Below are 22,937 nucleotides of genomic sequence, written 5' to 3'. Positions count from 1 at the left end.
CATGCATCCGGCGGTGATCGCCAATATCATCGCCGCGCTGACGGTGAGCCTTATGGTGGTTTATTCCGCCTATTATGGGCTGCAAATCTACCGGCACTGGAACATCGAAAGCGGCAGCGAATTGCAATTGACCCTGGAGCGGCGGACCTATCTGGTTTCGACGCTGCTGTCCTATACCTTCGGGCTGCAGCTGATTTCCCTGTTCCTTTACGTGTTCACCGCCGACACGCTCTACCCGTTGTTCGTCGGCGCCATGTGCGCCGCGGGCGCCTTGAGCGTCAACGCTTTTGGCTATCCGACGCTGATCCTGAAGGTCGGCAATTTCCTGCTGGCGGGACTCTGGCTGGTGCTGAACCACGCCGACAACCAGGCTTACGACTACCCCCTTATCAGAAAAAAATACCTCCTGCTGGCGGTCATCGCCCCGTTCATCGTGGCCGAAACGATTGTGGAACTGGCTTATTTCCTGAAGCTGGACGCCAATGTCATCACCTCGTGCTGCGGCGCCCTTTTCAGCAGCGAACGGGTCGAGGGACTCGGCTCGGAAATCGCGGCCCTGCCGGCATTACCCACGCTCTGGGCTTTTTATATCAGCATTGCCGCGGCGCTGCTCTCCGGCAATTATTTCTATCTTCGGGGAAAAGGCGGCTATGTCTATTCCGCTTTGGCGGTAGTGGCCTTCTTCGTCTCCATAGTCGCGATCATTTCCTGCATCTCGCTTTATATCTACGAATTGCCGACCCACCATTGTCCGTTCTGCATCATCATGGAGGAATATAACTACATCGGTTATCTGCTATACATCCTGTTGTTCAGCGCCGTAGTCGCCGGCGCGGGCATCGCCGTCCTGATCCCGTTCCGCGGGATAGCAAGCCTGAGCTCGGCAATACCATCGCTGCTAAGAAGACTCGCATTGACCTCGATCGTGTCCTACACGGCTTTCGCGTCCGTCGTGACCTATCGAATTGCGATCTCCAATCTCGTTATGTAAGCAAGGTAACCCTCATGACCGATCGATCCCGAAGGAACTGTTTGCGCGCCCTGGCGGCACTGGGTGTGTTGCGGCTCGTTGCCGGCTCCGTCGCCGACGCAGCAGGAAAGGCGGTGCTCAAGAAGACAGACCGCTGCCCGGTCTGCGGCATGTTCGTCTACAAATATCCGAAGTGGGTGGCGCAGATCGTTTTTAAGGACGGCACCTCGTACTTCTACGACGGCGCCAAGGATATGTTCAAGCATATCTTCGACACGTCCAAATACACACCGGGGAAAACGGCGGACCAAATCGTCGCCATTTACGTCACGGATTATTACGAAGTCGAACTGATCGAAGCCAAGCCCGCATTTTACGTGATCGGCTCGGACGTGCTGGGCCCCATGGGCCATGAGTTGCTGCCCTTCAGGGATCAAGAGTCCGCCCAGGAATTTCTGGAGGACCACAAGGGCACCAAGATCTTGCGCTTTCAGGATGTGACCCCGGCCGTCATCGAATCGCTGGACCGGCGTTCATGACGATCACATTTTGGATTCGACTTTTATTGGCCGCGTCGATCGTGGCGTCGCTCGGCGCCTGCAACGGTCGACGGCCGGGCTTGCAGATCGGCGACATGGCGCCCGTCGTCGCGCTCACCGATTTTCACGGAAATCCCGTGACGCTGCCCAAGGACATCCGGGGCAAGGTGGTCCTGGTGCGCTTCTGGGCTATGGATTGCTCCCACTGCAACAAAGAAACCGTCCTGGCCCTGGAAACCCTCTATCAAAAATATAAGGACAAAGGTTTCCTGCCGGTCGCCATACACGAAAGCCTGCCCGTCGAGGCGGACGAGCGGTTCCGGAAGTTCGATCACGTCACTTATCCGATGCTGGTGGACGAATACGGAAAAGTGGCCCGGCAGTTCGGCGTAATCGGCTTGCCGACGACCCTGGTGCTCGACGAGAAAGGCATCGTGCGGGAGAAGATCACCGGGGAAGCCAGTATCGACACTTTCGAAAAGCTTTTGACCACAGTGCTATACAAAGGGGGATTTTATGACGGCACTCATTAGATTTGGCTTGGGGCCAGCATTGGCGATATGCCAGCTTCTGCTCATATCGTTTGCGGTCTCGGCCGAGGAGCCCCATGAACGGGAAAGCTGCCGGGTCTGTGGTATGTACATCGATCAGTACCTAAAGAGTGCCGCCGAATTGGTTTACAAGGACGGCAAGAAAAAATTCACCTGCGGCGTCGCCTGCATGCTGCGCGAGGTCGACGATGCCGGCGGACTTTCCGCCTTCGAATCGGTAAAAGTGCACGACTGGGTCTCCGGCAAGCTGATAGATGCCGAAGACGCCATTTATGTCATCGGCAGCCGCGTCATTCCGGATATGGTTCCGAACTATATCGCTTTCGCCAACCGGGAAGAGGCCGAGGCATTCGCCGCCAAGGAAGGGGGTGACGTGATCGACTTCGGGATCGCCTATCAGGATGTCTCGCCGGTAGGGACCACCGCGCCATTCCGTATCCGTACGGCAGTGACACCGGGAGCGGGAGCCTTCAGCATCGGTGCCGTCTACGGCTACATGCAGAAAGACCAGGTCAAAGCAGGCTCAAACAGTACCGATCCCAGCGAGTTCATCAACAGCAACAGGACCCAGCCGCGGGCTCCGAAAGAAGTCCAGGCGCATCAGCAGGCACTGATCGTCAACTACTCGCCCACCGACAATCTCTCTCTTTTCGTCAACGTCCCCTGGTTCGAACGTAGAACCAAGACGCTAGTCAGAACGTCGCCCACCAGCGTCAGGGAAACCGTCGGCGAGGAAAACGGCATCGGCGACATTACCCTGGAAGGACGCTATAACTTCTGGCGCAGCACCCGCTGGGACAAATTCGGGACCATTCTGCTCGGCACCACCTTGCCGACGGGACAGTTCGACGGCGAGCGGGGAGCGACCACGGATCCCGTGGCCGGGAGAAGGCTCGTTTCCACCGGCCCCGCTCTACAGCTGGGCAAAGACACCGCCACTTTCACCGGAGGACTGCTCTATTCGCAGCGCTGGAAAGATTTCTGGTTTCACGGTTCGGCCCTCTACACCGTCAACCCGGAAAATGACAACCACTTCGCCTTCGGCGACGTCGCCACTGTCGGCGCGGCCTTCCACTACACTCCAAACTACGATCTGATGGTGGGCATCGAGATGGACGCCAGCTACACGCAAAAAAGCGAAGACCGCGGCTACAAGATCGGGAACAGCGGCGGCACCGTGACCAATCTTGCATTCGTCTTCGACTACCGCTTTCTCAACGCTTTCGGCGGAAACTTCAAGCTGCGCGGATCGGTCGGCTTGCCGATTTATGAAGATCTGAACACCAAGCACGTAGTGCTCGCCAATCCCCGCCGCGAATTCGACCAGGTCCAACTGGGGGACGGCTTTTTCGGCAATTTGGCCGTTACCTGGACTTACCGCGCCGCTCCGGAGTTTTGATACCTTTGTAGGGTGGGTTAGGCACGCATTGCGCCGATTCCGGAAAATTACGGTGATGTCTCCGCGTGCCGTAACCCACCGATTCCGCAACCTCGCCCGGTAGGTTACGGCCTCGCGGCCCAATCCCCTACAAGAATTGACTCCTTGATTTAAAGCGCTTTGGAGTTAGAGCGTTTTTATCTCGCTCGTACGGCAAAACCGGCTTGGCGGAAGTCGTTGGGCTTTCGGCTCGGGTGAATGGATTCAAGCATTCGGCAATCCTTTGCCGATGAAGACGCTCGGCCGGAGCATGGCGTCGGGAAAGGATTCCCGACCTACAGGGTGCTACAGTCGTAGGTCGGCAATCCTTTGCCGACGAACCCGTTGGCCCAACGGCGGCGTCGGGAAGGGTCGCGACTAAAGCGACCGTTTGCGATTGGAAGGGATTCCCGACCTACTCGCGAGTGCCCGTACAATCGGTATGAAAATGCTCTAAGTACATTCAGGGAAGTCTTGCGGCATAGGCAACCTGCAGGACAACCCCGCCAATCAAGCCAATCTGTCGAGATTCCGCAAATATTTGCGGAATGTACTTAGCGAGGGTCGTCGGCAAAGGATTGCCGACCTACGACCTGAAATCGGACCATCTCGCCCGAGGCGATCGACGCCGCCGGGACGAGGCGGCAGCCGTTACCGGCGTTCGGATGCCGCCTCGGGGATAAACGCTATTTGAGACTCACGCGCTCTTTCGGCGACACGATATCGCCCGTGATATCCAGATCGATCTTCATCCGCTTCGCCGCCGCCTTGGTCGCCTTGCTGTCTTTGAAGGGGCCGGCGATGACTTTGAAGCGTCCGTTCTCCAGGGCCACCACCCGGGCCGGAATCTGCGGTCCCTGATGATTCAGAACCGCCGCCAAACGCTGAGCGCTCAATTCGTCCCCGGATTCCAGCGCCGTGATGTACCAGCCGCTATCGGTCATCGCCGGCGTTTTCGGCCGACCGTATAGCTCATCGGGATATTTCAGAGCCACGGCTTGACTCACCAGCCGAGCGAGATTTTCGCTGTTCTCGAAAATGGGTACCGGAATGCCCCGAGCCTCGCTCACGATCTGCTCGATGCGTGGCCAATCCAGCTTTCGCTCCTGCTTCTTTTCGATTTTCTTGAGCGCGGCCATCAGATTTTTCTTGAGCTGCTTTGCATTGAGTTCCTCGTGAGGCTTATGGGCCTCCAGATAAAGTTCGCCGTTGCGCCACCCCACCAAATAGGGCTGATTGACGATGCGCACGGGCGTTTTGACCGGCACTTCCCGATAAAGCGTTTCGATATTTTCCGGGTAAAGTCGGACGCAGCCGTTACTCGCACGAAGTCCGATGCCATACGGTTTGTTGGTGCCGTGAATCAAATAGCTCGGACGGCTCAGATACATGGCGTAGTCGCCCAGGGGATTGTCGGGGCCAGGCGACACCACCGCCGGAAGAGGATCGCCTTTCTTCTCGTGATCCCTGCGAATGGACTCCGGAACGTGCCAGGTCGGATGACTGGTCTTTCGCTCGACCAGCATTTCGCCGGTCGGCGTGGAGCGGCCTTCGCGGCCGATGCCGACAGGATAGGTGACCACCTCTCCGCCTTTCTTCTTCGGGAAGTAAAAAAGGCGCATAGAGGCGAGATTGACGACTATGCCCTTGCGTGGAGCATCCGGAAGGGTGAACTGCATCGGCAATATAACCCGGCTGCCCGGCTGCGGCGCCCATAGATCGATATCGGGATTGGCCTCACCGACCCCTTCCAGGCCCAGACCGAAATGTCGAGCCACGTCCGGAAGAGAATCCCCTTCCGCTATCTTCACCGTCGCCAGTTGTCCGACGACACTGTCGTCTTTTCCCAACGCAAAGCGGTTGCCCTCGATGTTTTCGACCAGCGGCTCGGGAGGGGCTTTCGGCTCTTCCTGCCGGAAAGGCGACCAAGCGCAGGCGTGAAGAAAACCGGCGACAAGAAGGAGCAGCGGCAAGCGCAGTTGAGCGATGGGCTGACTAAAGGCCCTTGTGCGATTGAAATCGCCGGCGTGTACCGGACGATCCGAATATGGCGCGCCTTGGCGTACAAGAACAGCATCACTCACGATATTAACCCCTCCGCGTCTGGCCAAAAAATAGCCGTTTATGCAAGGTACATGCCCATACCACTCCATATCTGGGCCATCGATTTCGCGGTGCGTCGTTATCGGCATCGACTCGGCTTCCGTTCCGCCCCATCTCCATGCTCAAGGTTGCGATAGGATATCACTGGCATCGAACGCCGCATGTCGCCGATATCCCGGCTCACGGCGACGATCGGACCATATCGAGGGATAAACGGACAATGTGATTTCGCAATCGGCTCTGCGGCCGAGAGACATCAGGCCGGAAACGGAAGTCCTGCCGCATGAAAAAGATCAGGGAGAATCGACGCCGCTCGACTGTTCAACCAGCCAGGTCTTCCATTCCTCGAACAGACGTGCATCGCCGGCAGCGACCACCGAACGGGGCTGCAATTCCGGGCTGAAAATCGGCTCACCTTGCAGGGTCTCCGCATGGCCTCCGGCTTCGGACAAGATCAGCGCGCCCGCGGCATAGTCCCAGAGCTTTTGTTTGCCGTGCAGATAAACATGGAATCGGCCGACTGCGAGCCAGCACCACTCCAAAGCCACCGAACCTAGATTGCGCTGCGAACTGTATGGGGGACGGGCGGCCAGCTTCGCCGCCAGCGGCCCCAAGCGTTTAAAATCCACCACTGCCAAGCTGCGCCGCAGCGGCAGATCCGTGGGGCGAACCCTGAGTCGGACGCCGTTCAGCCAGGCGCCATGATCGCGCTGCGCGGTGAAGCATTCATTGCGGATAGGATCGTAGACGATCCCCAAGACCGGTTTGCGCTCGATGAGCAAAGCCAGCGAAATACCGAAAAAAGGCAGACCTGCGGCGAAGTTGCTGGTTCCGTCCAGGGGATCCAGACACCAGAGCCCGTTATCGTTTTGCGCCAGCAGTTCTTGTTGCCGCTGAGCGTCCATTTCTTCGCCCAGCAGTTCAAATTCCGGATAACGCTCGCGCAATTCAATAGTCAGCCGCTTTTGCACGGCGAAATCGGCTTCGGTAACGACGCTGCCGTCGGGTTTGAACCGGCGTTCGGTTCCCGCAAACCGGGGCAGCAATTCTTCCTCGGCTACCGCTTTAACCAGAATCGCGAGATCGTCGAGATGAGGAAGCATGAAGGCTATGCCTCGGTGGGCTCGGTGAATGAGTGTCCAACAACCGTGTTACTGCAAATTACGGAAAGAAAGCGATCTTTCGATTACCCTCACCCCTGCCCTCTCCGAGAGGGCTAATGTCGTGAGCTTAACACGTCGACTGGGTTGATGAACGAAACCCAGCATTTCCCCGGGGTTGCCGCGATTCGGTCGTCATCCCGGCCTACCGTTGCGACACCCTCCCAGGACGATGCGGCACAGAATCCACCTTAATTTGAAGCAAACAAGGCCTGTAAACGAACGCCCGGATCTTCCGCCGTCATGAACGCTTCGCCGACCAAAAAGGTGTGGACGCCGTGACGCCGCATCAGCGATACGTCCTCCGGCGTATGAATGCCGCTCTCGGTCACGACCAAGCGGCCTGGGGGAATCCGTTCCAGCAGGTCGAGCGTCGTGTCGAGGCGGGTCTCGAAGGTGCGGAGATTCCGATTGTTGATGCCGACAAGCGGCAGGTCTAGGCGCAAGGCGCGTTCCAATTCGGAGGCATCGTGTACCTCAACCAGCACGTCCATGCCGAGGTCGACGGCGACATCCGAGAGTTCTTGCATGGCCCCGTCATTCAAGGCGGCGGCGATCAGCAGAATGCAGTCCGCCCCGATCGCGCGGGCCTCGAACACCTGGTACGGATCGATCATGAAATCCTTCCGCAGCACCGGCAGCGAACAAACGCTTCTGGCCTCTTTCAGGTACTCCTCTGAGCCTTGAAAAAAATCCCGGTCGGTCAGCACCGAAAGGCAAGCCGCGCCGTGATCGGCATAGCTCCGGGCGATGTCCGCCGGGCGGAAATCCGGCCGCATCACGCCCTTGCTGGGCGAAGCCTTCTTGATTTCGGCAATGACGGCGGCCGCGCCGTTGTCGACCTTGCTACGTAGAGCGCGAACAAAACCGCGAGGAGCGCCGGCTTCCTCCGCTTGTCGCCGGAGTTCCTCCAGCGGCGTACGCAAACGGCGCTCGGTAACTTCTTCCGCTTTGCGGGCCAGAATCTTTTGCAGGATGTCGGGGGGATTATTCATGAATGGCTATGGATTGGCTGAATTCGATCAAGGCGTCCAGCTTCCGTCGGGCAGAACCGGCGTCGATGACCGCTTTCGCACGCTCGACGCCCGCCTCCAGGCTGTCCACCAGATTGGCCGCATAAATCGCCGCGCCCGCGTTGAGAACGGTAATGTCCCGAGCCGGACCCGGTTCCTTGTCGAGCACGCTCAGCATCATCTTCAGACTCGCGGCAGCGGTATCGACGGTCAGTTTCCTCAAGGGCGCGCGCTTTATGCCGAATTGTTCCGGCGTCAGCCTATAGGTCGTGATCTGACCGTCCTTGAGTTCCGCGACGTGAGTGGGCGCGCCGATGCTGATTTCGTCCAGCCCGTCCTCGGCATGCACCACGAGCACATGCTTGCTGCCGAGCTGCCGCAGCACTTCCGCGAGCGGCTCCACCCAGACGTCGGAAAAAACGCCCACCAGCTGATTGGGCGCGCCGGCCGGATTGGTAAGCGGTCCGAGCAGATTGAACAAGGTCCGCACGCCGATTTCCCGCCGCGGGCCGATGGCGTATTTCATGGCGCCGTGATGGCGCTGGGCAAAGAGGAATCCCAGGCCGATCCGGTCGATACAGGCCTTGACCTGGTCCGGCGTCAAATCGAGATTGATGCCCGCCGCCTCCAGCACGTCGGCGCTGCCCGAACGGCTGGAAACCGAGCGATTGCCGTGCTTGGCCACCTTGCCGCCGGCCGCCGCTACCACGAATGCCGCCGTGGTGCTGATGTTGAACGTGTGGTTGGCGTCGCCGCCGGTGCCGCAGGTGTCGATGAGATGATCGCCCCTCACCGGAACCTTGGTGGCCATCTCCCGCAGCACCTTGGCCGCCGCCACCACTTCCTCCACGCTTTCGCCCTTGGCGCGAAGCGCGACCAGAAAGGCTCCAATCTGCGCCGGCGTGGCGCCGCCGCTCATGATGGTGCGCATCACCTTGCGCATCTGCGACGCGCCGAGATTTTTCTTATCCAACAGAGTCTGCAGGACGACAGGCATTTCCATCGCGAATCCTTACTGATTCAGAAAATTTCGCAGCAGGTCGTGGCCCTGCTCCGTCAGGATGGACTCCGGATGGAATTGCACGCCCTCTATGGCGAGCTGCTTGTGCCTGACGCCCATGATTTCCTCGATCTTGCCGTCCCGGTCCTCGGTCCAGGCGGTGACTTCCAGGCACTCGGGAAGCGTTTCCTGCTCGATGACCAGGGAATGATACCGGGTCGCCTGGAACGGATTGTTCAACCCGCGAAATACCCCCGTATTCCGGTGATGCACCATCGAGCATTTGCCGTGCATGATGCTCTTGGCGTGAATGATATTGCCGCCGAACGCGTAGCCGATGCTCTGATGGCCGAGGCAGACGCCCAAAATGGGATATTTGCCCGCGTACTGGCGGATGGCGTCCACCGAGATGCCCGCCTCTTTCGGCGTGCACGGTCCCGGCGAAATGACGATCTTGTCCGGGGCGAACGTTTCGATTTCCTCGACGTCGATCTGGTCGTTGCGCACCACTTCCACGTCGGCGCCCAACTCCGCCAGGTACTGTACCAGGTTGTAAGTAAACGAATCGTAGTTATCGATCATCAATACGCGAGCGCTCATAAGCTCCGCCCTCCTTCGATCCCGGCTTCCGCCATGGCGACCGCACGAAATACCGCACGCCCCTTGTTAAGCGTTTCCTCCCACTCGTTTCGGGGAACGGAATCGTACACCACGCCCGCTCCCGCCTGGATATGCAGGGTGCCGTCCCTGATGACGGCGGTGCGGATGGCGATGGCCGTATCCAGGTTTCCCGACCAGCCGATGTAGCCCACGGCGCCGGAATAGACTCCGCGCTTGACCGGCTCCAGCTCGGCGATGATTTCCATGGCCCTGATCTTGGGCGCGCCGCTGACGGTGCCGGCGGGAAATGTCGCGGCCAGCACGTCGTAAGCGTCCTTGCCCTTGGCCAGACGGCCGGTGACGTTGGATACGATGTGCATGACGTGGGAATAACGTTCGATGATCATCTTGTCGGTAACGCGAACGCTGCCGGTCTCCGCCACCCGCCCGGTGTCGTTGCGGCCGAGATCTATCAGCATCAGGTGCTCGGCGATTTCCTTGGGGTCGGCCAAAAGCTCCCGCTCCAGGGCCAGATCCTCTTCGTGGGTCTTGCCGCGCCGCCGGGTGCCGGCGATCGGCCGGACGGTAACGGTTTCGTCCTCGACGCGCACCAGGATTTCCGGCGAAGAACCGACGACGTGAAAATCCCCGAGATTCAGGTGAAACATGTAAGGCGAGGGATTCAGACAGCGCAAGGCACGGTACAAATCCATGGGCGAGGCGGAGTACGGAATCGACAAGCGTTGGGAAAGAACCACCTGCATCACATCCCCTTCGACGATGTATTCCTTCACCCTTCGCACCGCGTTTTCGAAACCCTCCTGGGTGAAGCCGGAGACGAAGTCGCTTTCATCGACCCGTCTTTGCGTCCCCTGCCCCCGATTCGCCGGCAAACGGTTTTGCCGAAGCCCCTGGATCAGCGTTTCCAGCCGGTCCTGCGCCTGATGGTAGGCGTTCGCCTCGGAGGGATCGGCATGAGTCAGAACCAGCAGCTTGCCGGACAGGTTATCGAATACCAGCACATCCTCGGACACCATCAACAAAATGTCCGGTACCCCGATCGGATCGGGTTTTTCGCAGTGCAACTGGGGTTCGATGTAATGAATCGTCTCGTAGCCGAAATAGCCGACCAGCCCGCCGGTGAAACGCGGCAAGCCTTCGATCTGCGGAACTTTGAAGCGTGCGCCGTAGCGGCGAATCCAGTCCAGGGGATTATCGACGCGATTCGCCTCGACGATGCGTCCGTCCCTCTCGACCATTATTTCCGAACCGCATACCCGGATCACGGTGCGGCACGGAAGACCGATGATGGAATAACGCCCCCACTGCTCGCCCCCGTGCACGGACTCGAACAGATAGGAATAAGGCGAGTCGGCCAGCTTGAGATAGGCGCTCAGGGGCGTATCGAGATCCGCAAGGACCTCGCGGGCCAGCGGAATGCGGTTGTAGCCTTGATCGGCGTACTGCTGAAATCGTTCGGGCGTCATGATGTCTTGTCCATCGAGATAGGGCGGGTTCGCGAAGCGTAACCCAATAAGCCATTCCTCGGGTTAAGGCCTTCCGGCCCAACCCGGTTTACGTTTGAGGCCGGTTCAGTGACGCCATCGCTCTTTCAGAATAGGTCGATGCATGATGCTCACGCGGCTTTTTTCAACAAAGCGGGCAACTCGGTCAGGGACGAAACGACGGCATCCGGCTCCAGACACTCGACGCCGTTGCCGCCATGATAGCCATAAGGCACACAGACGACCATGAACCCAGCCGCCCGCGCGGCTTTCACGTCATTCGCGGAATCGCCGACCATCAAACCGCGGGAAGGCTCGACTGCGAAAAATTCGGCGGTCTTCAGCAAGGGATAAGGGTCCGGCTTATGCTTTTCGAATTGATCGCCGCAACCGACGAAGTCCATATCGTGCAGTACGCCCAACCGATCCAGCAGCGGACGGGTGAACCTCGAATGCTTATTGGTGACGCACGCCAGGCGGAAACCCGCCGCCTTGAGCAGTTTCAGCCCTTCGGCAACACCCGGAAACAAGCGACTGCGATTGCAGACGTTCGCCTCGTACAGATCCATGAACATCGGCAAGGCCTCGGCGAATCGCGCCGGCTCGCCTTGAGGCCACATTTCTCCGGTCAGCGCGCGCTTCACCAGCATGTCGACGCCGTTGCCGATCCAGCCTTTCACCCGCGATTCCCCGGCCGGCGGCAAGCCCAGCCGGCCCAGCATGGCATCGACGGCAGCAGCCAGATCCGGCGAACTGTCCACGAGCGTGCCGTCCAGGTCGAAAGCAATGAGCTCCGGCGTGCGATCCAGCATTATCAAATGGCTCTGGCCTTGGCCATTTCCTCGCGTAATGCGCGCACGACCGTGTCGTAGCGGTTCGGATCGCTGTCCTTTCCGGCACCGAAAATGGCCGATCCGGCCACGAAGGTATCGGCCCCGGCCGCGGTGATCTCGCGGATATTGTCCACCTTGACGCCGCCGTCGATTTCCAGCCGGATGTTGCGCCCGCTGGCCTCGATGCGCCGCTTGGTCTCGCGCAGTTTGTCCAGCACATAGGGAATGAAAGACTGGCCGCCGAAACCGGGGTTGACGGACATGAGCAGAATCATGTCGAGCTTGTCCATCACGTGGTCCAGATAATTGAGCGGCGTTGCCGGGTTGAACACCAGCCCCGCTTTGCAGCCCGAGTCCTTGATCAGCTGAAGACTACGGTCCACGTGTTCGGAAGCTTCCGGATGAAACGTGATGTAACTTGCTCCGGCCTTGGCGAAATCGGGAATGATGCGGTCCACCGGCTTGACCATCAGATGCACGTCGATGGGCGCGGTGACGCCATGCTTGCGCAGCGCTTCACACACCAGAGGGCCAATGGTCAAGTTGGGGACGTAACGGTTGTCCATCACGTCGAAATGGACGATGTCCGCGCCGGCGTTCAGAACGTTTACCACTTCCTCGCCGAGGCGGGCAAAATCGGCGGACAAAATCGAAGGCGCAATCCAGAGTTCGTTCATAGGCGATGGCTCTCTAAAGAAAAAACGGAACGTTCATAACGCTCCGGCTAAAATCCAACTGGGAACACCGGTATCGGTCATCAATCGCGGGCGCCGATCCGAATGGATTGGGTATTTTCACATTTGGCTTTCGGACGGGCAAGCCGAGGCCCCACCAACGTTACCCGCCCGATCCGCCGATAAACTCCTATCCTTTAAAAAATGCCGACGCAAAAGTCCGCTATCTTCCCGGGAGAAAATATGGGAAACGAGACATCGCCAGATGAAACAACGAGGCCATCCGCCACACAATGGTCCGAAAGAAAAAGCGGCCGAAACGAGTTGGTGGCTTGCCTGATCATGATTAGAGGTCCCCATGTGGGGAAACGGATCGTTCTGAATAAAGACGAAATGGTCATCGGCCGATCCAAAAGCGCAGACGCCCAAATCGACGAGAGTTCCGTATCCCGGAAACATGCTGTCATCAGAAAGCGGGGATCCGAATTCATCATCGAGGACCAAAACAGCAAGAACGGAACTCTCGTCAATATGGAAAAACAGATGCTATGCGTCTTACGCGACCAGGATCTGATCACTTTCGGAAACACCCTTTTCAAATTCATCGCCAACAACAGCCTGGAACTCGCTTACCACGAGGAATTGCACAAGCTCGCGATGCTCGATCCCGTGCTGCAGATCCTCAATAAAAAATTCTTTCTGGACTATCTCGAACAAAAATGCAGTTACAGCCAGTTATTTCCGACGAAATTCGCCATCATTCTGTTCGATATCGATCACTTCAAGCGCATCAACGATACCTATGGTCACCAGACCGGTGACCTGGTCCTGCTGCACGTCGCCAACACAGTGAAAACCCATCTGCGAAACAGCGATATTTTCAGCCGCTACGGGGGTGAGGAATTTGCCATCGTCCTGCCGGATAGCGATGCCGAGCAAGCAGAATTCACGGCCGAGAAGTTAAGGTACGCGGTCGAAACCGCCGCCATCGTCCAGGATGAAGAAGAAATCAAGGTTACCATCAGCTTGGGCGCCGCCTCCTTCGGACCGGCCGAGGCGGCAACCTGCTCTTCCCGGAACCTGATAGAACGTGCGGACAGCGCGCTATACCAGGCCAAAAATGCGGGCAGAAACCGGACGGTTGTCTTTCGCGGCCGTGGGTAAACGCATAAATCCCGTGTTTTTGCCAAAAATCCACCGTCCATAGTCGGCAAACACATGGCTGTCGACAATTTCGGCAACTTATGCATGGGCTGCATGCAGGACAAGGGCGAATCCGCGGTTTGCCCCGCCTGCGGGTATCGGCCGGATCATCGGCGCAGCCCTTTCGCACTGCCTTATCAGGCCGTCCTGAACAACAAATTCCTCGTCGGACGCATCCTGGGCAAACCCGGCGGTTTCGGCGTGACCTATCTCGCCTGGGACTTGGTGCTGCACACCACGGTGGCGATCAAGGAATATTTGCCCCGCGACCTGGTGGCACGGGAGGCCAACAGCCTGACGGTTACGCCACACACGCTCGATGGCAGCGAGGAATTCGCCTATGGACTGGAACAGTTTCTGCGGGAGGCAAGAACCCTGTGCAAGTTCAGCCATCCCAACGTGGTGCGGGTCAGGGAGTTTTTTCAGCAGAACAACACCGCCTATCTGGTGATGGACTACTACGAAGGCATTTCTCTCGAAGAATATCTCAAGCGCAATGGCGGCAAGCTCGACGAGGCCACGGCAACAGCCCTAATGCTTCCCGTTTTGGACGGCTTGAAGGAAGTCCATGAAAAAGGCTTTCTCCACCGGGATATCAAGCCTTCCAACATCTATCTGACGAAAGGCGGAACTCCCATCCTGCTCGATTTCGGCGCCGCCCGACTCGCCCTGCACGGGCAAAGAAGCCGGACGCTCTCCGTGATGCTGACGCCGGGCTTCGCTCCTTTCGAGCAATATCTCGAAAAGCACGAATTCGCCCCTGCCGCCGACATCTACGCCATCGGCGCCACGCTTTATTATCTGGTGACCGGCGTAAAGCCGCAGGAGGCGATCAGCCGGTACAAAAAGGATGAAATGGTGCCTCCGCATCAGCGGATTCCATCCATAACGACCCGCTTCAGCCAAGCCGTCATGATGGCCTTGGCCGTCGATCCGGAACGGCGCCCTCAGACCATCCCGGAACTTCGGGCAATGCTCATGCCTCCCGTACCGGCCAATGGCCCCGGACAGTCCGAATCGACCGCGGTTCCGCGAAAGCCAATGCCGCCATCGTCGGGTCGTACCCGTCTGAACTGCCCTCACTGCAAAACGGCAACATCCGTTCCGATGGATGCGAATCCGAGCCATTTCCGCTGTGCAAAGTGCGGCAGAAATCTCGGACTGCTGAAGCGCAGTCGTTCTGTTCCCGCCTGGCTGTGGGCGCTGTTCGGAACGGCTCTGCTGGTTTGGGGTCTCGTCATTTTCGGGCCGGTAGACCTGTCCCGACGACCGGAGAACCCTCCCGCGACAAGCGAGAAACCCGTCATCGCCCCGGCGGAAAAACCCGCGGCGGCTCCATTGTCTCCGCCCTCGTGGAAAGAACCCGTCCCGCCCCCACCACCTCCAAGGGAAGAGCCCGCTGTTATTCCGGCGCCGCCGCCGTTTCCGCCGGAAAGGGCGCCCGAAGCCTGGGGACCGGAGAACAGGCAACCGGGACAGCCCGAATTCGTACACCGCTTCGATCATCCTCCCTACCCGCCGCCTCGCCATGCCATCGAGGCCTGTCTAGGCAGGACGGCGGGGACGGCCTGTAATCTCCATCCTCCGGACAGGCCACCGTCACGGGGACGCTGTGAACAGGTCCACGCCTATTTCGCCTGTGTGCCCGAGGGACATCCGCCCCCGCCACCTTTCGGACCGCCACGATAACGAAACTCGGCCATAGGTGGCGAAGCGCTATTGGGGAGCGGACTGTAGCCAAAACATCGGTGCGAACACTCAAAACCTGGCTTGCCGATAGCCAAGAAAGTAAAGCCAAAAGCTCTCTGAGGGTGTCGCAAAAGATGTTACTCCTTCTCCCCTCCGGGAGAAGGTTGGGATGAGGGGATCAAAAGAATCAATACCTTTTAAACTCCCCTCACCCAACCCTCTCCCGCTGGAGAGGGCTTTTGCCACCCTCATCCGAGGAGAGCGAAGCGAGGGGGCGAAGCCGTTACGGTGGGGGCGATCCGAATAGGGCTTTGCTTTCTTTATGCGCAAAACGGGACGGGAGAACTCGGGAGCCGGCAACCCTTTGCCGACAGCCCGCTTTTTTCACCCACACTAAACTGCCCGCCCCATGCCGGTAACCATCATCGGACTGTTAAAATGATTTTTCCGTCCCGCCCTATTCCATAAGAAACATGTCCGAACCAGCCGAAAAAAAACTTGTCCTCGTCGACGGTTCATCGTTCCTGTACCGCGCGTTTCACGCTCTGCCGCCCTTGAACAACTCACGGGGCGAACCGACCGGTGCGGTTCTGGGCGTTGCCAATATGCTGCGCAAGCTCATCGGAGAGTATGAGACTTGCCATATCGGCGTCGTGTTCGACGCGCCCGGAAAGACCTTCCGCGACGATCTTTTCGAGCACTACAAGGCCCATAGGCCGCCGATGCCGGACGAACTCAGGGCGCAGATTCAGCCGCTGCACGCCATTATCCGGGCGCTGGGCCTGCCCTTGCTGATCGAATCCGGCGTGGAAGCGGACGACGTCATCGGCACACTCACGATGAAGGCGGTCGAACAGGGGTTTTCGGTCGTCATTTCCACCGGCGACAAGGACATGGCGCAACTGGTCAACGACCGGGTGATGCTGGAGAACACCATGTTCGACAGCCGCCTGGATGTCGAGGGCGTAAAAGCCAAGTTCGGCGTGCCGCCCGAGTGCATCGTCGATTATCTGGCACTGGTGGGCGACACCTCGGACAATATTCCCGGCATTCCCAAGGTGGGACCGAAAACGGCGTCAAAATGGCTGAATGAATACGGCTCGCTGGACGGCATTCTCGCCCATGCCGACGAGATCGGCGGCAAGGTCGGCGAGAATCTTCGCGCCAGTCTCGATCAAATTCCCTTGTCGCGCCAGTTGGCCACCATCAAGTGCGACGTGGATCTGCCGATCGGACCGGACGATTTGAAACGAACCGAACCGGATCAAGCCGCCCTTCGGGAGCTGCTGGTCCAGCTCGAATTCAATTCCTGGCTCCGGCAACTGGATGCTTCGAACACTGCCGAAAACCCAGCCGCCCCTATCGAGCAAACCTCAACCAAGGGTAACTACGAAACGATCCTGACCGAGGATGAACTGGAGCGCTGGCTGAAAAAGCTGGAGGCCGCGGAATATTTCGCTTTCGACACCGAAACCACGAGCCTCGACTACAGCCGCGCGGAAGTCGTGGGACTGTCGTTCGCGGTGGAACCGGGCGAAGCGGCCTACGTCCCGGTCGCTCACGATTATCCCGGCGCACCGGCGCAGCTCAGCCGCGATTACGTTCTGGAAAAACTCCGGCCTTTGCTGGAAGACCGGAACCGCCCGAAGCTCGGACAAAATCTCAAATACGATACCAATGTCCTTGCGAATCACGGCCTCGCGCTGACCGGCATCCGCCACGACACCATGCTCGAATCCTATGTGCTCAACAGTACGGCCACCCGGCACGACATGGATTCCCTGGCCCAACTCTATCTCAATCATCGGACCATCCACTACGAAGACGTGGCGGGAAAAGGCGCGAAACAGATTCCCTTCCAGCAGGTCGGCATCGAAAGCGCCACCGAATACGCGGCGGAAGACGCCGACATCACCCTGCGGCTTCACCACCATCTTTGGCCGAAGCTCGAGGCGGAAGATTCGCTCAAATCGCTATACGAAACCGTCGAAATTCCGCTGGTGCCGGTCCTGTCCCGCATGGAATGCACCGGCGTGCTGGTGGACGTGTACAAGCTGGCCCAGCAAAGCCGCGAGCTCGAAAAGCGCATGCTGGAGATCGAACAGGACGCCTGCAAGGCGGCGGGATGCCAGTTCAACCTGGGATCGCCCAAGCAGATCCAGACCATCCTGTACGACAAGCTGAACATCCCGGTAGTCAAGAAAACGCCGACCGGACAGCCGTCCACCGACGAATCGGTGTTACAGGAATTGGCGGAAAGTTATGAGCTGCCGCGACTGATCCTGGACTACCGCTCCATGAGCAAGCTCAAGTCGACCTACACCGACAAGCTCGCGGAGCAAATCAACCCCCGCACCGGCCGCGTTCATACCTCCTATCACCAGGCCGTGGCCGCCACCGGCCGCCTGTCGTCCTCCGACCCCAACCTGCAGAACATCCCGGTGCGCACCGAGGAAGGCCGCCGCATCCGCCAGGCGTTCATCGCACCGCCCGGCCGCAAGATCCTCGCGGCGGACTATTCGCAGATCGAGCTCAGGATCATGGCGCATATTTCGGGCGATCCCAGCCTGCGCGCCGCCTTCCACGACAATACCGACGTCCATCGCTTCACCGCCGCAGAAGTATTCGGCGTGCCGCCGGAACAGGTCACGCCCGACCAGCGCCGTTCCGCCAAGGCGATCAATTTCGGCCTCATCTACGGCATGTCCGCCTTTGGCCTGGGGAAACAGCTCGGCATCCCCACCAGCATGGCACAGCGCTACGTCGACCTTTATTTCGCCCGCTATCCCGACGTCAAAGGCTACATGGAAACAACCCGCGACATGGCGCGGGAGAAAGGCTACGTGGAAACCCTGTTCGGCCGGCGGCTATACATCCCCGAGATCCAATCCCGCAACGCCCAGCGCCGCCAATACGCCGAACGCACCGCCATCAACGCCCCGATGCAGGGTACCGCGGCGGACATCATCAAGCGCGCGATGATCGCCGTGGACGCCTGGATTCAGGAATCCCGCGCTCCGGTATGCATGATCATGCAGGTACACGACGAATTGGTATTCGAAGTGGCGGAGGATTATGTCGACGAAGCCGCCCGCGAAATCGGCAACCGCATGTGCCGCGCGGCGCAGCTTGCGGTGCCCTTGGTCGTGGATGTGGGGATCGGGGCTAATTGGGATGAGGCGCATTGATTCGCGGAATTCCATTACTTTCTCCTGCCTCGATGCATTGAGCCGTCATGTTGGCAAGTTGGAACAAACCGGAAACTGTCCGACTGTCATCCCGTGTAGGGCGGAATAGCGTACTCGCGTATTCCGCCGGATGACAACGCTCCATTCGGCGCATTACGCTAACGCTAATGCGCCCTACACGAGCTTTAACGTTAGGCAGTTACACGGCATAATCAATATGAAACCACCAGATATTGCAATTGTTTACGAAGAAAGTCTGCCTGCTGATCTTTTTGATGATGTTGGAAATTCGTTAAAAGAGGAAAAGCTTAATGTAGTTGTCGAGGTTCGACCAATATCAGGTCCATATGCCGGGCTTGAGTGGTTTTTACCGACAGCGGCAATGGTGTATATTGGAAAATCATATTTCGATGGTTTTCTTAAAGAAGCTGGAAAGGATCACTATAACAAACTAAAAGAATTGCTTTCTGGATTAACTCAGAAAACGATGTCTATACCAAAAATTGAGCCAATTATTATTGCCTCATCCGAAGGAAAAATTAGGAAAAATAATCCGTATTCACTTGCGTTATCAATCTATGCGGAAGCAAATGATGGAAATAAGTTTAAGCTTTTGCTTCCAAAACCAAACAAATCAACAGATTACACAGAAATAATCTATAAGTTTTTAGATTTCCTTAATGATTTTCATAATGGAGTTAAGGTCTTAGAAGAGATCGGCGTTGAAGAAAAAAAACACATTGGAAGGTTAATTCTCGTTCATATGAATTCTGAAAGCAGGAAAATAGAATGGCTGGATCATACCAGCGCATAGGGCGGTGGGCTGGTAACAGCATTAACCGCCATTTTGGAAATACCATCCGGCCTAATCGGGTAACCAGGGGTTTCTAACCCCCAGTCCCCACACCACCACGGCATGCGGGTCCGCACCGGGCGGTTCACGAAAAGGGAGCACACGACGATGTCAGGTGTAGCCATGGGCCTTCATCCAAAGATCACGGATAGTGATCAGCCCCTGGGTCTTCAGCCATTGGTTGGTCATCCCGGTCTGCGTCGCCAGCGTCCGCGACAGATGCCAGTAGCTCTTGCTGCTGATCGCCGTCAGGATTGCCTGGCGCTTGCTCGTCCCCAAACCCAACAGGTTCTTGACCTTGGTACGCACGTAGCGCCACTGTTTCCAGTAGCACATGCGTACCCGGCGTCGAAGCCAGTGGTCGAGTTCGGGGATCGGGCGGTAGTAGTCCGAAATGCCGAAGTAGCCCATCCAACCGCGGATATACTGGGCGAGCTTGTAAAACCGGTGAGCCATCGAGACACCCCAGCTACGCCCGGTCAGTGTCCGGATGTTGTGTTTGAAGTCCTCGAATGCCCGGTCGCCCCAACGCAGCTTGGTTCCCCGGAAATTGAATCCGAGAAACTTGGCCTGGTCGGTTTTGACCACCCGGCTCTTCTGCTCGTTGACCACCAGTTTGAGCGTGCCGGTCAGGAAGCGCGTGACGCTATCCTTCACCCGCTCGCCGGCCCGCTGACTTTTGACCAAGATCAGCAGGTCGTCCGCATAGCGGACGAACCGGTGGCCACGCCCTTCCAGTTCCTTGTCCAAGTCATCCAACAGGATGTTGGCGAGCAACGGCGACAGCGGTCCGCCTTGCGGCGTCCCCAACGCCGTTACCTGGATGGACTCGCCGACCAGAACACCCGCCCGCAAATACCGGCCAACCAGCGCCAACAGCCGCTTGTCGCCAACCTTGCGGGCCACACGAGCCATCAAGACATCGTGCCGGACGTTGTCGAAAAATTTCGCCAAGTCCAGGTCACAGGCGATGCGGTAGCCGGCCTGAAGATGACCTTGTGCCTGCCTCAACGCTCCATGGGCGGAGCGTCCCGGTCGGAAACCAAAACTCGACTCCGAAAAGCCGGGGTCGAAGATCGGCGTCAATACTTGCGCGATGGCCTGCTGGATCACCCGGTCCATGACGGTCGGGATACCCAGCAGTCGTTCGCCCCCTCCCGGCTTCGGGATCGACACCCGTCGTACCGCTTGGGGTTGATAACTGCCATCGGCCAGTTGCTGGCGAATCTCGGCCCAATGCGAGCGCGCAAACTCGGCGAAGTCCTCGATGCGCATCCCGTCCATGCCGGGCGCACCCCGATTGGCCTTCACCCGCTTCCAGGCCCGTCGCAGGTTCGCACGGTCCAACACCCGCTCCATCAGATCGTCGTGCAAGGCTGGCTGCGTGACGCCACGCCGGACATCGGCTCCCCCGGTCGGGTTCATCGTCGATACCGAGTCGCTCACGGCTCCTCCTTGTCTTCTTGTGTTCGGCCCTTCACCGTCCGGTCTTCCAGGCCGATGCGGCTAGTATGGCCTCTGCTGACTTCTGCCCGGTCACACCCTGCGTTGCCGCAAGACGCGCTGCCAAAGACAGGTCGTAGGGTCCGGTGGCTATTCCAAGGCTTTCGCCCTGGACCTCAGTCCGACTCCCATAACCTGTCCCAGCCGCTCGCCGGACAGATCTCCCCGAATAAGAACATGAGCTTTCAGCGCACAACCGCCGCATTTACCCTATCTCCCGTACCCGGCGGGTTTCGTCATCATGTGCTGACTCACCCGGAGACTGAGCCTTCTATGCGGTTTCTGTTCGTCGGCTCGCACCTTTGCGCTCGGGCTTCCTTCAGACCACTCCTCGCGGAGTTGCCCTTGCCGTCGGCTAGTAGTTACATTGGCCCAAAGAATGGGCATTACAGGTACTCCTACAGGGGACTCTCACCCCATCAGTTCATGCCCATGTCGGGCGTACACAAGCGGTTCCAGGCGACGCCCTCGCGCTGGGCGCTCGGGCGCGCCTGAACCGCGGCGCCATGCGCAGGGCGCAAGGTTGTACATACAACCACAATACTCTACACTACGACAGTGTTTGAGAGATGTCTGTATTTCAATGTCAATGCTCTAGCAAGAGCAGTGAATCGCATTTGGGACGAGGCTTTCAAGGAACTTGGCTTGTCGCCTGCGCATGCCTATTTGCTCAGACTCGTGCTGGCGTCACCTGGAATATCCCATAAGGCGATCGCTAGTGAGCTAAAGCTCGAGAAATCTACTATCACCCGTTTTGTTGATTCGTTACAGGAAAAGGGGTTGGTCCAAAGATCAAAACTTGGGGCTGAAGACAATCGCGAACAGCGAGTGTTTCCTACCGACAAGGCCAAGAGCATGAAGGAAGCGCTGGAGGCAACATGCGATGCTTTATATAGGAGGATGTGCGGTAATTTGGGCGAAGCTGAAATGAAAGCCCTCGTGGCACAACTTCGCAAAACCGCTCGATTGTTGTCGTGATTTTTTTGCCCATAAAGTTGCTCATACAACCATTAATGGAGATACGGGATGAACCTTACAACTAATCCGATTACCGGATTCGAATCTACGGAAAACGATGGCAAGCCACTTAATGCTCTTGAGGAGTTTTACCGTGCGTTTAATACCCGAGACTTGGAACTCATGAGCGCCAACTGGGCAAATTCCGACGAGGCATCAATGTCCAATCCCCTTGGCGGAGTGCGTAGAGGGTGGGAAGCGATAGAAGAAGCATATTCAAGAATTTTCGCAGGCCCTGCCGAGGTGTATGTCGAGTTCTACGACTATACGATTCACCACGCCGGAATCATGTTCTGCGCTGTCGGTCGAGAAAGAGGATATTTCCGCGCTAATGGGAAGCAAGTTGACCTTGCCATCCGTACCAGTCGGTTTTACCGAATGGATTGCGGAAAATGGCACCAGATACACCACCATGGATCTATCGACGATCCTGCATTATTGGCCGAGTACCAGTCGGCCGTTCTAGGAAAATAGAACAAGAAGCCCAACCCATGATTCCGCCGGATGCTGCGCGATAACACCGCGCAGTGCCGGTGAATCCAAACCTGGAGAATGCAGAAAAACGCCCTACTCGAAAACTCAGCCCACAGACAATCAACAAGTTACAGACGCAAAAATGCTCGAAAACTGGTTTCTTCTACACCATCCTTAGGTGCCCAATGCTTACCCCGGATCACTTCAACAAGCTCGGCGCGCAAAACTTGCCAGGCTATCTTGGCATCGTCGTCACTCATGTGGGACCAGCGGAAGTACGGTCTGAACTCCAGGTAAAGGCGTCGCTCATGGCACCGAATGGTTTTCTTCATGCAGGAAGCGTCGTCGCGCTCGCCGATACCTCGGCAGGCTATGGTTGCGTCGCCAATCTCCCTGAAGAAGCCATAGGGTTCACGACGATCGAACTCAAGTCCAATCATGTCGGAACCGCCCGCGAAGGCATGATCGAATGTATCGCGAAGGCGGTTCACCTCGGCAAGACAACCCAGCTCTGGGATGCAATCGTCATTCACCGAGAGACAGGCAAGACCATTGCACTTTTCCGCTGCACGCAAATGGTTCTCTATGACAAACCGGGCACCTAAGCCTTCCATCAATGGACTTCCCCCGGTCTGCGGCCCGGTC

At 57.9% G+C, this 22,937-nt stretch carries 20 protein-coding genes; 11 read left to right on the top strand and 9 right to left on the bottom strand.

Going from position 1 to position 22,937, the window contains the following annotated elements; all coding sequences use genetic code 11:
* The first annotated feature begins 1 nt into the window (after position 1).
* From ACWJJK_RS05480 to ACWJJK_RS05465, 4 genes are read left to right on the top strand one after another with little or no spacing between them, the layout of a single operon-like run.
* Positions 2–991, top strand: coding sequence for a hypothetical protein (locus tag ACWJJK_RS05480; protein ID WP_156880458.1), 990 nt, complete (start codon positions 2–4; stop codon positions 989–991).
* 14 nt (positions 992–1,005) lie between these two features.
* Complete coding sequence (locus tag ACWJJK_RS05475; RefSeq protein WP_156880348.1) at positions 1,006–1,509, top strand: nitrous oxide reductase accessory protein NosL; 504 nt, start codon at positions 1,006–1,008, stop codon at positions 1,507–1,509.
* Complete coding sequence (locus tag ACWJJK_RS05470) at positions 1,506–2,042, top strand: TlpA disulfide reductase family protein (protein WP_156880346.1); 537 nt, start codon at positions 1,506–1,508, stop codon at positions 2,040–2,042. The genes ACWJJK_RS05475 and ACWJJK_RS05470 overlap by 4 nt, the downstream gene beginning before the upstream one ends.
* Positions 2,026–3,459, top strand: coding sequence for a nitrous oxide reductase accessory protein NosL (locus tag ACWJJK_RS05465; protein WP_156880344.1), 1,434 nt, complete (start codon positions 2,026–2,028; stop codon positions 3,457–3,459). Before ACWJJK_RS05470 ends, ACWJJK_RS05465 begins: the two co-directional genes overlap by 17 nt.
* Before the next feature lie 704 nt (positions 3,460–4,163).
* Here ACWJJK_RS05465 and ACWJJK_RS05460 read toward each other — a convergent pair.
* From ACWJJK_RS05460 to rpe, 8 genes are all read right to left on the bottom strand, one after another.
* Positions 4,164–5,561, bottom strand: coding sequence for a L,D-transpeptidase family protein (locus tag ACWJJK_RS05460; RefSeq protein ID WP_454128724.1), 1,398 nt, complete (start codon positions 5,559–5,561; stop codon positions 4,164–4,166).
* A gap of 312 nt (positions 5,562–5,873) precedes the next feature.
* On the bottom strand, positions 5,874–6,683 hold the full coding sequence (locus tag ACWJJK_RS05455; protein ID WP_454128723.1) for an inositol monophosphatase family protein: 810 nt from the start codon (positions 6,681–6,683) through the stop codon (positions 5,874–5,876).
* A gap of 248 nt (positions 6,684–6,931) precedes the next feature.
* On the bottom strand, positions 6,932–7,735 hold the full coding sequence (trpC, locus tag ACWJJK_RS05450) for an indole-3-glycerol phosphate synthase TrpC (RefSeq protein WP_454128722.1): 804 nt from the start codon (positions 7,733–7,735) through the stop codon (positions 6,932–6,934).
* Entirely contained in the window at positions 7,728–8,756 is a 1,029-nt protein-coding gene (trpD, locus tag ACWJJK_RS05445; protein WP_454128721.1) for an anthranilate phosphoribosyltransferase, read from the bottom strand. Before trpD ends, trpC begins: the two co-directional genes overlap by 8 nt.
* Before the next feature lie 9 nt (positions 8,757–8,765).
* Positions 8,766–9,353 (bottom strand): anthranilate synthase component II, encoded by a 588-nt coding sequence (locus tag ACWJJK_RS05440; protein ID WP_156880336.1) that lies wholly within the window; start codon positions 9,351–9,353, stop codon positions 8,766–8,768.
* Positions 9,350–10,840, bottom strand: coding sequence for an anthranilate synthase component I (gene trpE, locus ACWJJK_RS05435; protein ID WP_086134325.1), 1,491 nt, complete (start codon positions 10,838–10,840; stop codon positions 9,350–9,352). Before trpE ends, ACWJJK_RS05440 begins: the two co-directional genes overlap by 4 nt.
* Positions 10,841–10,989: 149 nt before the next feature.
* Positions 10,990–11,670 carry a phosphoglycolate phosphatase gene (locus ACWJJK_RS05430; RefSeq protein WP_086134324.1) on the bottom strand — a complete coding sequence of 227 codons (681 nt, stop codon included), beginning with the start codon at positions 11,668–11,670 and terminating at the stop codon, positions 10,990–10,992.
* Between the two features lie 2 nt (positions 11,671–11,672).
* On the bottom strand, positions 11,673–12,368 hold the full coding sequence (gene rpe, locus ACWJJK_RS05425; protein WP_454128720.1) for a ribulose-phosphate 3-epimerase: 696 nt from the start codon (positions 12,366–12,368) through the stop codon (positions 11,673–11,675).
* A gap of 339 nt (positions 12,369–12,707) precedes the next feature.
* Between rpe and ACWJJK_RS05420 the strand changes: the two genes are divergently transcribed.
* The 4 genes from ACWJJK_RS05420 (at position 12,708) to ACWJJK_RS05405 (ending at position 19,259) form a co-directional block, all read left to right on the top strand.
* Entirely contained in the window at positions 12,708–13,529 is an 822-nt protein-coding gene (locus ACWJJK_RS05420) for a GGDEF domain-containing protein (RefSeq protein ID WP_168183830.1), read from the top strand.
* Between the two features lie 54 nt (positions 13,530–13,583).
* A complete protein-coding gene (locus ACWJJK_RS05415) occupies positions 13,584–15,257 on the top strand; it encodes a serine/threonine-protein kinase (protein ID WP_156880334.1) in 1,674 nt (557 codons plus the stop codon).
* A gap of 473 nt (positions 15,258–15,730) precedes the next feature.
* On the top strand, positions 15,731–18,445 hold the full coding sequence (gene polA / locus ACWJJK_RS05410; RefSeq protein WP_454128719.1) for a DNA polymerase I: 2,715 nt from the start codon (positions 15,731–15,733) through the stop codon (positions 18,443–18,445).
* Between the two features lie 217 nt (positions 18,446–18,662).
* On the top strand, positions 18,663–19,259 hold the full coding sequence (locus ACWJJK_RS05405; RefSeq protein ID WP_156880330.1) for a hypothetical protein: 597 nt from the start codon (positions 18,663–18,665) through the stop codon (positions 19,257–19,259).
* 150 nt (positions 19,260–19,409) lie between these two features.
* Here ACWJJK_RS05405 and ltrA read toward each other — a convergent pair whose 3' ends face one another.
* Positions 19,410–20,744, bottom strand: coding sequence for a group II intron reverse transcriptase/maturase (gene ltrA, locus ACWJJK_RS05400; protein ID WP_205780748.1), 1,335 nt, complete (start codon positions 20,742–20,744; stop codon positions 19,410–19,412).
* 663 nt (positions 20,745–21,407) lie between these two features.
* Between ltrA and ACWJJK_RS05395 the strand changes: the two genes are divergently transcribed.
* Genes ACWJJK_RS05395 through ACWJJK_RS05385 form a run of 3 tightly spaced genes read left to right on the top strand, consistent with a single transcriptional unit; the run spans position 21,408 to position 22,897 of the window.
* Positions 21,408–21,779, top strand: coding sequence for a MarR family winged helix-turn-helix transcriptional regulator (locus ACWJJK_RS05395; protein WP_168175345.1), 372 nt, complete (start codon positions 21,408–21,410; stop codon positions 21,777–21,779).
* Between the two features lie 48 nt (positions 21,780–21,827).
* A complete protein-coding gene (locus ACWJJK_RS05390; RefSeq protein WP_077728759.1) occupies positions 21,828–22,292 on the top strand; it encodes a YybH family protein in 465 nt (154 codons plus the stop codon).
* Between the two features lie 59 nt (positions 22,293–22,351).
* Positions 22,352–22,897: a PaaI family thioesterase gene (locus ACWJJK_RS05385; protein WP_205780673.1), complete on the top strand. Its 546-nt coding sequence runs from the start codon at positions 22,352–22,354 to the stop codon at positions 22,895–22,897.
* Positions 22,898–22,937: the final 40 nt, after the last annotated feature.

The sequence above is a fragment of the Methylocaldum gracile genome (genome assembly GCF_053646815.1).
This window is presented reverse-complemented; position numbering and strand designations above follow the sequence as displayed.

Coding starts and splice junctions, on each gene's coding strand:
- ACWJJK_RS05430 (WP_086134324.1), bottom strand. CDS start 11,670: ATGCTGGATCGCACGCCGGAGCTCATTGCTTTCGACCTGGACGGCACG.
- ACWJJK_RS05455 (WP_454128723.1), bottom strand. CDS start 6,683: ATGCTTCCTCATCTCGACGATCTCGCGATTCTGGTTAAAGCGGTAGCC.
- ACWJJK_RS05420 (WP_168183830.1), top strand. CDS start 12,708: ATGATTAGAGGTCCCCATGTGGGGAAACGGATCGTTCTGAATAAAGAC.
- trpC (WP_454128722.1), bottom strand. CDS start 7,735: ATGAATAATCCCCCCGACATCCTGCAAAAGATTCTGGCCCGCAAAGCG.
- ACWJJK_RS05405 (WP_156880330.1), top strand. CDS start 18,663: ATGAAACCACCAGATATTGCAATTGTTTACGAAGAAAGTCTGCCTGCT.
- ACWJJK_RS05465 (WP_156880344.1), top strand. CDS start 2,026: ATGACGGCACTCATTAGATTTGGCTTGGGGCCAGCATTGGCGATATGC.
- ACWJJK_RS05470 (WP_156880346.1), top strand. CDS start 1,506: ATGACGATCACATTTTGGATTCGACTTTTATTGGCCGCGTCGATCGTG.
- trpE (WP_086134325.1), bottom strand. CDS start 10,840: ATGACGCCCGAACGATTTCAGCAGTACGCCGATCAAGGCTACAACCGC.
- ACWJJK_RS05415 (WP_156880334.1), top strand. CDS start 13,584: ATGGCTGTCGACAATTTCGGCAACTTATGCATGGGCTGCATGCAGGAC.
- ACWJJK_RS05475 (WP_156880348.1), top strand. CDS start 1,006: ATGACCGATCGATCCCGAAGGAACTGTTTGCGCGCCCTGGCGGCACTG.
- ACWJJK_RS05480 (WP_156880458.1), top strand. CDS start 2: ATGCATCCGGCGGTGATCGCCAATATCATCGCCGCGCTGACGGTGAGC.
- trpD (WP_454128721.1), bottom strand. CDS start 8,756: ATGGAAATGCCTGTCGTCCTGCAGACTCTGTTGGATAAGAAAAATCTC.
- ACWJJK_RS05390 (WP_077728759.1), top strand. CDS start 21,828: ATGAACCTTACAACTAATCCGATTACCGGATTCGAATCTACGGAAAAC.
- ACWJJK_RS05440 (WP_156880336.1), bottom strand. CDS start 9,353: ATGAGCGCTCGCGTATTGATGATCGATAACTACGATTCGTTTACTTAC.
- polA (WP_454128719.1), top strand. CDS start 15,731: ATGTCCGAACCAGCCGAAAAAAAACTTGTCCTCGTCGACGGTTCATCG.
- rpe (WP_454128720.1), bottom strand. CDS start 12,368: ATGAACGAACTCTGGATTGCGCCTTCGATTTTGTCCGCCGATTTTGCC.